The 12,481-nt window shown below is 71.0% G+C and carries 12 protein-coding genes and 1 rRNA gene; 10 read left to right on the forward strand and 3 right to left on the reverse strand.

Translation table 11 applies throughout. The features are described from left to right. Positions 1 to 80 precede the first annotated feature (80 nt). The 3 genes from OG989_RS05985 to OG989_RS05995 form a co-directional block, all read right to left on the reverse strand. Positions 81 to 1,595 (reverse strand): 16S ribosomal RNA (locus OG989_RS05985). A 1,023-nt stretch (positions 1,596 to 2,618) separates the two neighbouring features. After that, positions 2,619 to 2,882, reverse strand: coding sequence for an SCO4848 family membrane protein (locus OG989_RS05990; protein WP_327029931.1), 264 nt, complete (start codon positions 2,880 to 2,882; stop codon positions 2,619 to 2,621). 378 nt (positions 2,883 to 3,260) lie between these two features. After that, positions 3,261 to 3,728, reverse strand: coding sequence for a hypothetical protein (locus tag OG989_RS05995; protein ID WP_327029932.1), 468 nt, complete (start codon positions 3,726 to 3,728; stop codon positions 3,261 to 3,263). A gap of 283 nt (positions 3,729 to 4,011) precedes the next feature. Between OG989_RS05995 and OG989_RS06000 the strand changes: the two genes are divergently transcribed. The 10 genes from OG989_RS06000 to OG989_RS06045 all read left to right on the forward strand — a co-directional run bounded on the left by OG989_RS06000 (position 4,012) and on the right by OG989_RS06045 (position 12,463). Continuing rightward, positions 4,012 to 4,461, forward strand: coding sequence for a PRC-barrel domain-containing protein (locus OG989_RS06000; RefSeq protein ID WP_327029933.1), 450 nt, complete (start codon positions 4,012 to 4,014; stop codon positions 4,459 to 4,461). Positions 4,462 to 4,493: 32 nt separating this feature from the next. Continuing rightward, positions 4,494 to 4,670, forward strand: a complete 177-nt coding sequence (locus OG989_RS06005) for a hypothetical protein (RefSeq protein ID WP_192581407.1) — start codon at positions 4,494 to 4,496, stop codon at positions 4,668 to 4,670. A gap of 86 nt (positions 4,671 to 4,756) precedes the next feature. Next, positions 4,757 to 5,815, forward strand: a complete 1,059-nt coding sequence (gene trpS, locus OG989_RS06010; RefSeq protein ID WP_327029934.1) for a tryptophan--tRNA ligase — start codon at positions 4,757 to 4,759, stop codon at positions 5,813 to 5,815. 79 nt (positions 5,816 to 5,894) lie between these two features. Beyond that, entirely contained in the window at positions 5,895 to 6,410 is a 516-nt protein-coding gene (locus OG989_RS06015; protein WP_327029935.1) for a DUF6098 family protein, read from the forward strand. A gap of 121 nt (positions 6,411 to 6,531) precedes the next feature. Further along, positions 6,532 to 7,059, forward strand: coding sequence for a DUF6244 family protein (locus OG989_RS06020; protein WP_151454823.1), 528 nt, complete (start codon positions 6,532 to 6,534; stop codon positions 7,057 to 7,059). A gap of 173 nt (positions 7,060 to 7,232) precedes the next feature. Beyond that, positions 7,233 to 7,655: a hypothetical protein gene (locus tag OG989_RS06025; protein ID WP_151454830.1), complete on the forward strand. Its 423-nt coding sequence runs from the start codon at positions 7,233 to 7,235 to the stop codon at positions 7,653 to 7,655. 14 nt (positions 7,656 to 7,669) lie between these two features. Further along, positions 7,670 to 8,119 carry a SitI3 family protein gene (locus tag OG989_RS06030; protein WP_327029936.1) on the forward strand — a complete coding sequence of 150 codons (450 nt, stop codon included), beginning with the start codon at positions 7,670 to 7,672 and terminating at the stop codon, positions 8,117 to 8,119. 67 nt (positions 8,120 to 8,186) lie between these two features. Beyond that, entirely contained in the window at positions 8,187 to 9,089 is a 903-nt protein-coding gene (locus OG989_RS06035) for a DUF4231 domain-containing protein (RefSeq protein WP_327029937.1), read from the forward strand. A 261-nt stretch (positions 9,090 to 9,350) separates the two neighbouring features. After that, entirely contained in the window at positions 9,351 to 11,669 is a 2,319-nt protein-coding gene (locus OG989_RS06040) for an FxsB family cyclophane-forming radical SAM/SPASM peptide maturase (protein ID WP_442791941.1), read from the forward strand. Continuing rightward, positions 11,660 to 12,463, forward strand: a complete 804-nt coding sequence (locus OG989_RS06045) for an aminoglycoside N(3)-acetyltransferase (protein ID WP_327029938.1) — start codon at positions 11,660 to 11,662, stop codon at positions 12,461 to 12,463. Before OG989_RS06040 ends, OG989_RS06045 begins: the two co-directional genes overlap by 10 nt. Positions 12,464 to 12,481 lie beyond the last annotated feature (18 nt).

Below are 12,481 nucleotides of genomic sequence, written 5' to 3' on the forward strand. Positions count from 1 at the left end.
GTCTCCGCCATTGAGCACCCCACCACCACATTCGGGCAGTGCGGGCTCCTTACCGACTTTCGTCGGAAGGTGCTCCTTAGAAAGGAGGTGATCCAGCCGCACCTTCCGGTACGGCTACCTTGTTACGACTTCGTCCCAATCGCCAGCCCCACCTTCGACGGCTCCCTCCACAAGGGTTGGGCCACCGGCTTCGGGTGTTGCCGACTTTCGTGACGTGACGGGCGGTGTGTACAAGGCCCGGGAACGTATTCACCGCAGCGTTGCTGATCTGCGATTACTAGCGACTCCGACTTCACGGGGTCGAGTTGCAGACCCCGATCCGAACTGAGACCGGCTTTTTGGGATTCGCTCCACCTCACGGTATCGCAGCCCATTGTACCGGCCATTGTAGCATGCGTGAAGCCCTGGACATAAGGGGCATGATGACTTGACGTCATCCCCACCTTCCTCCGAGTTGACCCCGGCAGTCTTCGATGAGTCCCCGCCATAACGCGCTGGCAACATCGAACGAGGGTTGCGCTCGTTGCGGGACTTAACCCAACATCTCACGACACGAGCTGACGACAGCCATGCACCACCTGTGACCGCCCCCGAAGGACCTCACATCTCTGCGAGTTTTGCGGCCATGTCAAACCCAGGTAAGGTTCTTCGCGTTGCATCGAATTAATCCGCATGCTCCGCCGCTTGTGCGGGCCCCCGTCAATTCCTTTGAGTTTTAGCCTTGCGGCCGTACTCCCCAGGCGGGGCGCTTAATGCGTTAGCTGCGGCACAGGGAACCGGAGAGGCCCCCCACACCTAGCGCCCAACGTTTACAGCGTGGACTACCAGGGTATCTAATCCTGTTCGCTCCCCACGCTTTCGCTCCTCAGCGTCAGTATCGGCCCAGAGACCCGCCTTCGCCACCGGTGTTCCTCCTGATATCTGCGCATTTCACCGCTACACCAGGAATTCCAGTCTCCCCTACCGAACTCTAGCCTGCCCGTATCGACCGCAGGCTTGGAGTTGAGCCCCAAGTTTTCACGGTCGACGCGACAAGCCGCCTACGAGCTCTTTACGCCCAATAAATCCGGACAACGCTCGCACCCTACGTCTTACCGCGGCTGCTGGCACGTAGTTGGCCGGTGCTTCTTCTGCAGGTACCGTCACTTACGCTTCGTCCCTGCTGAAAGAGGTTTACAACCCGAAGGCCGTCATCCCTCACGCGGCGTCGCTGCATCAGGCTTCCGCCCATTGTGCAATATTCCCCACTGCTGCCTCCCGTAGGAGTCTGGGCCGTGTCTCAGTCCCAGTGTGGCCGGTCGCCCTCTCAGGCCGGCTACCCGTCGTCGCCTTGGTAGGCCATCACCCCACCAACAAGCTGATAGGCCGCGAGCCCATCCCAGGCCGAAAAACTTTCCACCACCAACCATGCGACCGGTGGTCCTATTCGGTATTAGCCCCCGTTTCCGAGGGTTATCCCAAAGCCTAGGGCAGGTTGCTCACGTGTTACTCACCCGTTCGCCGCTCGAGTACCCCGAAGGGCCTTTCCGCTCGACTTGCATGTGTTAAGCACGCCGCCAGCGTTCGTCCTGAGCCAGGATCAAACTCTCCAACAAAAACTTGTTGAAAAACTGTCCCGACAACAAAAAGTGTTGCCAAAGGAATCCAAGACCAGCCAAACCGAAGCCTGACCAGTCCGGGGTATAAATCATAATTGGCACTGGCTTATCAAGCACCCTGTTGAGTTCTCAAAGAACAACCACACACCGCCCAGAAACCCCACACCGTGGAGCACCCGACCCGGGGCATTTCGTTCACCGTGTCCGCCGCTCTCGCGCCGGGCACTTTTACTACGTTACCTCACCGTCTTCGCCGTGTCAAACCGTTTGTTCCGGTCTGTCGTGCTTCGTACGGGTTGGCTCCGACGAGCGCACGCAGCAGCGAACCGCCGCGTTGATCATCGGATTTGGCAGACCGGCCGCTCTGCGGTTTCCCGCGAGCTCGCCCGGATCCCTGCCGGCCGTGAACCTTACCCGGTCGGCTTCGCTGCGCCAAATCCGCCTCGCGGCAGATCCGGTGAGCCCCGCCCGGGGCGCGTCGTCCGAGGATTCGATCCCGTCCGACCCGGGCCAGTTCGGTTCGGCGCCTCAGGACTTTCGCCCTGTTTGCCCCGTTCCGCGCTGGCAGAGAGAAAGTTACGCGTCTGCGGGTTTGAACGTCAAATCCGGGGGTAGCGTCCCGGGTCACATCATTTCCCGGTCGCTATATCGCCTGCTCAGCGCTGGTGCGGCGCTTGTCCCCGGCAGCCAGGGCACTTGCGGTGCTTCGCCCGACAGCCAAGGCGCCACCGCCACGGGCAGCACCGCCACCCTTCCGAACGCCCGCATCCGTCGCAGTCACGCCTCATCCGCACATGCCTGCCGCAGGGTGCCGGCGGAGGTGTCAGCGCGCCAGGCACCGCGGCATCCCCCACGACCCTGGAGCGGCCTGGTGGCGGTGAATGTGGCGCGGCGTGTCGCGCAACTCTGGTGTGCGGTGGAGCAGCCTGGTGGCAGTTGACCTCGGGGGCCCGGTGGAGCAGATCGGTAGCGATGGACCTCGGGGGCCCGTCCGGCAGCCCGGTGACGGTGGAGCGTCCGTCAGGGTGCCTGACGGTCGGCGCGCCGGCCGGCCGCCCGCCAGGCTCGTACGCCGAGTACACCGACGATGGTGCCGATGAGCAGAGACGCCGCGATCAGCAGAGCGTGGATCCAGAGGAAGCCGGTGGCTGGGAACTCTCCGACCCTGCCGGTGGACCAGGCCCGCGGGTCCTTCCAGATGGCGACGGCGAACCTCGGCCAGATCACCCAGGTCCAGATTCCGACCCCGGTGAGGAAGAGCGCCCAGCCGCGCGACAGCACCATGGCTGCCGAGTATGCCAGCGCGAGCTGACGGGCCAGCGGTGGAGGCGCAGGTCAGGGGACCTGCCACCGCCGAGGACCTGCCGCCGCCGGCGCCGTGTCGTGCGCTCAAGCCGGGAGCGCGGCGAGCAGAGCGCAGCGCTTCCGTATGTCGTGCGGCTTGACGGGCAGTGCCTCGGCGGCCGGGAGCTGGTGCGAGCCGTAGCCGAACTGGCGGCCCGTCCGTCGGGCGGCTCCCCGTGCAAGTGGATCTACCGAAAGCCGAAGAGAACGGTGAGCAGTGACGCGTTTCCTTGTGCCATTCCGAAACTGCGGTGGGCGAATCGGACGGCTCCCCGGAAACGGGAGGCCCGCATGATCGCGGACCTCCCGAACACACCCTCAGAAGCAGGTGCCGATGCCGCCGATCGCGGGGTTCGCCCGGTCGTGGTAATGGATCGTGCCGCTCGGGTCGGCCATGAAACCGCCCCAGATGATGCAACCGCCCCTGACGTACGCCCGGGCGGGCCCGGCCGCCCAGAGCTTGTCGCCGTCGTCGGTCTGGGTGGGCAGGTACTGGGCGGCGAGGTAGACCTGGGTGCGGGTCAGCGTCCCCACGTAGGCGGACTTGACGGTGACCGTGCAGCCGTAGCCGACCATCGCGTTGTGCAGCAGGTACACGGTGCCGAGCCGGACGCCGGTCTCCGCGTGCCGGATCGGGTCCTGGTCCACGACCGTGTATCCGAGCCCGCAGAGCGACTGCGGCGTGACCGGGTTGACGACGGCCGCCGGCGCCGCGGCGCCGGCCCCCGCGACGAGCCCGAGCGCGACGGCGAGCACGACCCCGAGCCGACGAATGGTGCGGTACATCCGTGTCCCCCTTTTCCTCTGCGACAGATGCGTCACCAGAATGGTCGGCCCGGTTGACCGAACGAATGTGCCGACTGGACACTCCGCATCCCCGGCGGATGTGCGCGGCCCATTTCCCGTCGCCGCCACCTGCGGCACAGCGCGCCATTCATCGACGGTCGGCGAATATGACGTACTTCGCACCGAGAAATTTCAGTGAACCGAAAATTGCCGTGTTGTTTCCCGGGAGCGCGGGCGGGGCACTGACTTGGGGACCGGCGCAGACCGTCATCGGAGGTGACCCGTGCAGCCGTCGACATTCAACCCCTGGACCTGGCGCGACCCGTCCGCCCTCGCCGGCGGGTACTCCGGAGCCAGCCCCGACTCCGCCCCACCGGACGGGCCGGAGCCCGGCGGTGACGGACCCGACGCCCCCGGCCCCGGCACCCCGCTCGACCTGGTCGGCTACCGGGTGGAGGCCACCGACGGGCGGATCGGCTCGGTCGACGAGGCCAGCGACGACACCGACGCCCGCTGGCTGGTGGTGGACACCGGGCCGTGGATCTTCGGCCGCAAGGTCCTGCTGCCGGCCGGCACGGTGACGCGGGTGGACCACCTGGACCGCACGGTGCACGTGGACCGCACCCGCGACCAGGTCAAGGAGTCACCGGCCTTCGACGCGGATGCCTACGGCGAGCCCGGCTACCGGGACCGGATCGGCGACTACTACCGGGACAGCTACCGGCAGGGCTGAGCGGGCAGGGCCGGACCCGCTACCGTGGGGGCATGGTCCGGCCGATCAGCTACGCGCCGGAGGTCGTCGACCTGGTCGACGGCCTCCCGCTCGGTGTCGTGACCATCTCTCCGACCCGCTCCGACGACGGCCGCGAGCGGATGATCGACGTACTTCGTGCCGGTGGACTGCGGTTCCGCGACGGCGCGCGATGGCGTTCGGCTCACTGAGCCGACCCTGACCGACCCGGGATGACATCCCCGGTCGACGCGCGCCCGCGCACACCTCGTCCACCAGGCACGAAAGGCGTACCACCATGTCCGTTGCACGGATGCTCACCGGGGACCGCCCCACCGGGCGGCTGCACCTCGGCCACTACGTCGGCAGCATCGCCAACCGGGTGCGGCTGCACCAGCGCTACGAGAGCTTCTTCATCATCGCCGACCTGCACATGCTCACCACGCGGAACACCCGCGAGGACATCGAGCGGGTCGCCGGCAACGCCCGGGAGATGGTCACCGACATCCTGGCCGCCGGCGTCGACCCGCAGCGCGCCACCTTCTACCTCCAGTCGGCCATCCCGGAGGTCGGCGACCTGAACACCCTCTTCCAGAACCTGGTCACGGTGCCCCGGCTGGAACGCGTGCCCTCGCTCAAGGACATGGCTCGCGACGCCGGCAAGGAGGAGATGCCCTACGGCCTGCTCGGGTACCCGGTGCTCCAGGCCGCCGACATCCTCTGCGTCAAGGGGCAGGTCGTACCGGTCGGCAAGGACAACGCGGCGCACGTGGAGGTGACGCGGGAGATCGCCCGGCGCTTCAACCACCTCTACGGGGAGGTGTTCCCCGTGCCGGAGACGATCGCGTCCGAGACGCCCACCCTGGTCGGCACGGACGGCCGGGCGAAGATGAGCAAGAGCCTGGGCAACGCGATCGCGCTCTCCGCCGATCCGGCGACGGTCCGCCGCGCGGTGCTCGGCATGTACACCGACCCGAACCGGATCCGCGCCGACGTGCCCGGCACCGTCGAGGGGAACCCGGTCTTCGCGTACCACGACATCTTCAACCCCGACCGGGCGCAGGTCGACGACCTCAAGGAGCGCTACCGGGCCGGGCGGGTCGGCGACGTGGAGGTGAAGGAGAAACTGGTCGTCGCGCTCGACCGGTTCCTGGACCCGATCCGGGAACGCCGGGCCCGGATCGAGGCCGAGCCCGGGCTGGTCGACCAGTTGATCTTCGAGGGCACGGAGCGGACCCGCCACGAGGTGCGGCAGACGCTCGTCGAGGTCCGCCGGGCGATGGGGCTGACCAGCGCGTACACGCAGGTGCGCCGCCGGGCCGAGCGGCACCGCAAGGCCACGGCCACGCCAGCCTGAGCGGTCGTACGACCGGCCCGGGACGGGGAATGAGCTCCGGCACCGGGCCGGTTCGTGCGGAGCGGTCGCAGCGGGATGAATGAGTGGCTCCGGGCGGGGCAACTGGAACACCATGGGCGTGGTCCGGTACGAGGCGGTGCTGCCGGTCGTCGACGAGCTGGACCAGCTCGTCGACCTGCTGCGCAAGGCGGCCCCGGGTGAGCAGCTGTACGTCCGGTGGTCCCGCGGGCCGGGCGTCGACCTGTCCGGCGAGCACGGGTCGGGGCAGTCCAGCAAGGACGCGCTGACCGGCATCGACCTGCCCGGCCTCTCCGCCAATCCGCTCGCCGTCGAGTCGTGGTGGGGCGATCGGCCGCTGCGGCTGTGGGTGGCCCGCCGGCTCTACGACTACTGCCACCTGCGTCGGCTACGCGGCCCGGGCGTACGCCCCTGGGTGCTGGCCGGCGAGCAGCGCGGCCGGGGCCCGGACAACGAGCCGCTGGTGCGGTGCCGCCGGCCGGTCGCGTGGGTGTCGGAGCGGGCGCTGCGGGAGGCGGACCGGGTCGTCGATGCGCAGGCGTCGACGGAGTGGGGACCGCTGCACCGGGCCGACTGATCCGCCCCGCGACCAGGTCGGCCTCCCCCACCGCCCCGGAGGGTCTGGCGGCCCGGGGGCGCGGGTCGCTAGGTTTCAGCTTCGGGTATCTCACTGTCGTCGATCGGGGGAAGTCGGCCGCGTGTCGCACATCGAGAAGATCACCGGGGAACTGCGCGCCTTGACGACCGGCGTCGACAGGGCGCAGGCGCTGGCGTCCGCCGCCGACAACCAGGCGCAGGAGGTTGCCCTGCGCGCCGCCGGCGCCGGCTTCGCCGCCGTGGCGGCGGGCGTGATCCGGGTACGCGACGGCATCTCGGCCGTCCGGGGCAGCCTGGGCAGCCTCGCGACCACCATCGGCGAGGCCACGAAGGCCACCGCGGCCGTCCCGCAGGAGGCCAGCCCGCACGAGACGATCACCGGCCTGGCACCGGTGCACAACGCGTGCGACGGCATCCGCGACACCGCCGCCGCCACCATCGCGCAGGTCCGCGAGACACGACAACTCGTCACCACCGTCCTGCACGGCGGCCAACCGGGCCCTCTCGTGCAGTCCCTGGAGAGCATCACGCAGGTCCTGAGCCTGGTCGCCCAACGCACCGCCAGCGCCCGGCAGGCGGTCGAGACGGCGATCGCCGAGGCCCGACAGCTGGGGTCGGCGGGAAACTGACCGGGGCTGGCGGCACCACACCGACCAGCCCTACCTCGACCGCCGACGCCGGCACCGCCGGCCGCCACCCTGGGCACGAGGATCCCATCCACGACCCGGCCCACGACTCCGCGCCGTGGACCAGACCCGCCACCGGCACCGCCGGCGGCACACCGACCGGACCACGCACCCGAATCCCGGCCAATGAGAGACCGGCCGAACGCCGCAGCCTGGAACTGGAGAACGAGGCCGCCGACACGGTCGCCAGCAGTGGCTATCGGGTGCACCAGAACCCCACGAAACAGGAGATCGCGACGGCCAAGCTGAATGCCGGCGACGTCGTCGACGAAAAGAGGTCGCCGGATTACCTGATCGAAGGGCTGGTCTTCGATTGCTACGCTCCCACTTCCTCTGCGGCACCACGCTCCATCTCAAGTGCGGTGAGCAGGAAGGTCGGGCGGCGGCAGAGCCAACGGGTAGTACTGAACCTCCAGGACTGGCGGGGAGATCCCGCCGCCCTGCAAAAGCAGTTCGACGACTGGCCGGTACCGGGGCTGAAGGAGTTGGTGGCCGTCACACGGAGCGGCCAGATCGTCCAGATCGTCCGGCGGGACTGAGGAAGGTCGAACGCATGTCCATCACCTATCGACTGACGCTCGCGGGCGACGTCCCGCTGGACCGGATGGCCTCGCTGGTCGCCCCCGAGGCGGCCGAGACCACGACGCACTCCGGCGCCCGGATGCTCAGCGCCGACCTGAACGAGGAGTGCGGCTACGCCGTCAGCATCGTCGCCGGCAGCCGGGGCTACTACGGGGCCGAGGACGACGGCGGCGTCCCGTGGGAGTGGGAACCGGCAACCTACGTCGACATCGACTTCCACATGCGAAAGGACACGCTGGGGGAGAAGGGCAGGCCGCACATGCTTCGGACCGTGGGCCGGGTGCTGGCCGACCGGCCCGAGGACGCGGCGCTGGTGCTCAACGACAACTGGTTGCTGCTGACCCGGGTGAACGGCGTGATCCGCCGGCACAACGAGGCCGACTGGTACGACGAGGCGTACGACAGCTTCCTGCCCAGCTGACCGCCGCCCGCCGGATTGGCCGTTTCGGGTCCCCCTGGCGCGGGCGCGGCCGTCCTACCATCGGATCGTGGCGAACTTCGATGTCCCGGCAGCGGTCGCGACGATCTGGCAGCGGCAGGCTGCCTGGTCACGGGCGTCCGGTGAGGCCAAGCGTGCGATCACCCGTGCGCGGTTGACCATCGCCGCGCTCACCGTGGGGGCCGCCGTGTGCGGCACCCTCGCCAACCAGCTCGGGCACGCCCACCCCGGTGTGGGGCGGGCGCTCGCGATCGTCGCGGCGGCGGCGCTGCTCGTGGTGCCGCTGGCGGCCCGGTGGTCCTCCCGGGAGGCGGTGCACGCGTGGACCCGGCTCCGCTCGGTCTCCGAGGCGCTGAAGGCGGACACCTACCGCTATCTCGCCGGGGTCGCCCCGTTCGGCGGCGCGGACCGGGACGCTGTCCTGCTCGGCCGGTTCGACGCGCTCATGGACGACGCCGGCGACCTGGTCGGCCGCACCCTGGACGCGCCGCCGGCCGACCGTCCGCTGCCAGCCGTCTCGGACGTGGCGACGTACGTGACGGAACGGTTGCAGCGGCAGGTCGACGGCTACTACCTGCCGGCGGCCCGCCGGATGGCCCGCGCCGCGCGGCGGGTCCGGTACGCGGCGACGGGGCTCACGATCGCCGCCGCCCTGGTCTCCGCGACGGTCGGGGTGCTCGGCGACAACCTCGGCCTCACCGCCTGGATCGGTGTCGCGGCGGCCGTGACCACGGCGCTGGTCGGCTACGGCTCAGCCCAGCAGTACGAGCACCACCAGATCGAGTACGCCCGCACCGCCGACCAGCTGACCCGGCTGCGCACGGCCCGCGAGGCCGGGCTGGGCTGGGCCGGCGACGACGCGTTCGTCGCCGAGGCGGAGCGCATCATCTCGCTGTCCAACGAGGGCTGGATGGCAAAGATGATCGAGCAGGATGGCGCTGCGCAGCCGTGACATCACTGGTTGTGCCATATAGCATCGTCGATAGTCGTCGTTGACCGTCGTCGTGGGCGGTCGTCCGTCCACTCCCGACTCCAAATGGGGGAACCGACGTGGATCGCACCGCACGCCAGCCCGATCCGACCGCGCCGCCACTGGACGACCTCCGGCGTACCCCGCTCGGCCGGATCTCCCTCGACCGGGCCCGGTCCGTCGCGCGCGTGGCCGGCCGGAGGGAGGATCGTCCGGCGCGTGTCGACGTCGCGGCGTTCAGCTCTGCGATCTGAGCCGGACGGGCAGCCGACCGGGCAGGTCGCCCCGCTGACGCAGTACGTGCTGAAGCTGGTCAGCCGCTGCGACCTCGCCTGCGACCACTGCTACGTCTACGAGCACCCCGACCAGTCCTGGCGGCGCCAGCCCCGGGTGATGGCCTCCGCCACGGTGGCGGCGGCCGCGGAGCGGATCGCGGAGCACGCGGCGGCGCACCGGCTCGACGCCGTACGGGTGGTCCTGCACGGCGGCGAGCCCCTGCTCGCCGGCGCCGCCCGGCTCGACTCCACTGCCGGCACCCTGCGGCGCGTCATCGGCCCGGTGGCCCGCCTCGACCTGCGGATGCAGTCCAACGGTGTGCTGCTCACCCCGGCGACCTGCGACGTGCTGGTCACCCACGACGTCAAGGTGGGGATCTCGCTCGACGGCGACCGGGCCGCCAACGACCGGCACCGCCGCCACGCCAACGGGTCGAGCAGCCACCGCCAGGTGCTGCGGGCGTTGTCGCTGCTGCGCAGCCCCGCGTACCGCAGCAGCTACGCGGGCATCCTCTGCACCGTCGACCTCGCCAACGACCCGATCCGGGTGTACGAGGCGCTGCTGGCCGAGGAGCCTCCGCACGTCGACTTCCTGCTGCCGCATGCCAACTGGGACAACCCGCCCGCCCGGCCCGACGGCCCCGCCACTCCGTACGCCGACTGGCTGCTGGCCGTCCACCGGCGGTGGCTGGCCGACGGGCGTCCGGTGCCGATCCGCCTGCTGGAGTCCCTGCTCTCCACCGCGTCCGGGCACGGCAGCCGCAGCGAGGCGGTCGGGCTCGGCCCGGCCGACCTGGTCGTCGTCGAGACCGACGGCACCTTCGAGCAGGTCGACTCGCTCAAGTCCGCCTTCGACGGCGCCGCGGCCACCGGCCTGGACGTCTTCCGCCACCGGGTGGACGATGCCGCGGCCCACCCGGCGATCGCCGTACGGCAGACCGGTCTCGACGGTCTCTGCGCGACCTGCCGCGCGTGCCCGGTGGTCGGGCACTGCGGCGGCGGGCTCTACGCCCACCGGTACCGCGCCGGGGACGGCTTCGACAACCCGTCCGTCTACTGCCCGGACCTGCTGGAACTCGTCCGGGTGGTGACGGCGGCGCCGGTCGCCGACGAACCCGACCGGCCCACGGACTCGCTCCACCCGCGCGTCCTCGACGACCTGGCGACCGGCGCGGGCGCGGCGGGCTCGGCCGCGCAGCTCGCCGCCGTCCACCTGGCGCTGGTGCGCGCCCTGCTGGTCGCGCTCAGCGAGCGGGCCGCGGGCGACCCGGTGGCGGCCGACGGGTGGCGGCTGCTGGTCCACCTGGACGACGCGCATCCCGATGCCGTCCGCGCCGTGCTGGCCCACCCCTTCGTGCGCCGTTGGGCACGGCGCTGCCGGGACGGGACGGCCGAGCTGTCCTACCTGGCCTGCGTGGCGGCGGCCGCCGCCGTCCGCGCCCGGGTCCGGGCCGACCTGCCCGTCCCGGTGCGCGACGGGGTGGTCAGCCTGCCGACGCTCGGCGCGCTCGCGGTCGGTGCCGAGCGGGGCGTCGTCAGGCTCGTCGTCGACGACGGCGACGTCCGGCTCGCCGGCCGGCGGATCGCCGTCCTCCCGGGCCACGACGGCGACCCGGCCCGAAAGGACGGGCCGGACGGCTGGCTGCCGGTGCGTGCCGTCCGTCTCGGCGGGAACCGGCTGCTGTTGGAGGACACCGATCCGCACCGGGACGGCTACGACCTGCCGGTCGAGCCGCGGCTGTCCGGCGCCGCCGCGCTGGGGTGGACGCGGCGGCTGGAGGGGGCGGTGCGGCGGATCGACGCCGAGGCCACCAGCTACACGGCGGGCGTACGCACCCTGTTGCGGGCCGTCGTGCCGCTGCGCGCGGAGCCGACCGGCCGGTTCCGCAGTGCCGCCGCCGGCGTCGCCTTCGGCGCGGTGGCCGTCACGGCCGTACCCGACGACGCCACCCTCGCCGTCCTGCTCGTGCACGAGGTGCAGCACCTCAAGCTCAGCGCGGTGCTGGACGTCTGCGACCTGTTCGACCGCGACGACACCCGGACGCTGCGCGTGCCGTGGCGGGACGACCCGCGCCCGGTGGAGGGCGTGCTGCACGGCGTCTACGCCCATCTGGCCGTCGCCGACGTGTGGCGCCACCGCCCCGGGCCGGCCGCCGGGGACCACTTCCGCCGCTACCGGGACTGGACCGACGGGGCCCTCGACGCCCTGCTCGACCTCGGCGTCCTGACCGCCGCCGGCGAGCGGTTCGTCGGGGGGATGCGCGCCACCGTGGACACATGGCCGTGACCGCCGGCCCGCTCCGGCGGGCCACGCTGACGGCGGACCTGCGCGCGCTGGGACTGCGGCCGGGGTCCACCGTGCTGGTGCACTGCGCCCTGTCCCGCGTCGGTCGGGTGGCGGGCGGCCCCGCCACGCTGCTGGCCGCCCTGCGGGACGTGCTGGGCGGAGCGGGCACGGTGGTCGTACCGGCGCAGACAGCTGGCAACTCCACCACCTCGCGGGCGTTCCGGGTGGCGACCGCCGGCTTGGGCCCCGCCGGAGTCGCGGCGGCGGAGGCGGCCATCGTGCCGTTCGACCCGGAGCGCAGCCCCGCCGAGGGCATGGGGGTCTTCGCCGAGCACGTACGCCGGCAGCCGGGAGCCTCCCGGAGCCACCACCCGCAGACCTCCTTCGCCGCCCTCGGCCCCGACGCGGCCCGGCTGACCGCCGTCCACGACCTCGACTGCCACCTCGGCGAACGCTCACCCCTCGGCGCGCTCCACGCCGCCGACGCCGTGGTGCTGCTGCTCGGCGTCGACTGGTCGGTCTGCACGGCGTTCCACCTGGCCGAGTACCGGCTGCGCCGCCCGCCGGTCGACCGGGCGTACCGGTGCTACGTGCGCGACGCCGCCGGGCGGCGGGTCCGGCACGACTTCCAGGCCCTCGATCTCCACGACACCGACTTTCCGCTGATCGGCCGGGCACTGACGGAGGCCGGCGCGGTGCGGCGCGGGCCGGTCGGCGGCGCCGACTGCCGGCTCACGGACCTTCGGGTGGCCGTCGACTTCGCCCGGGGGTGGATGGATGAGCACCGGCGGTGACGAGCGGGGCAGCGGAGG

This window comes from Micromonospora sp. NBC_01740 (genome assembly GCF_035920365.1).
Lineage (GTDB): Bacteria > Actinomycetota > Actinomycetes > Mycobacteriales > Micromonosporaceae > Micromonospora > Micromonospora reichwaldensis.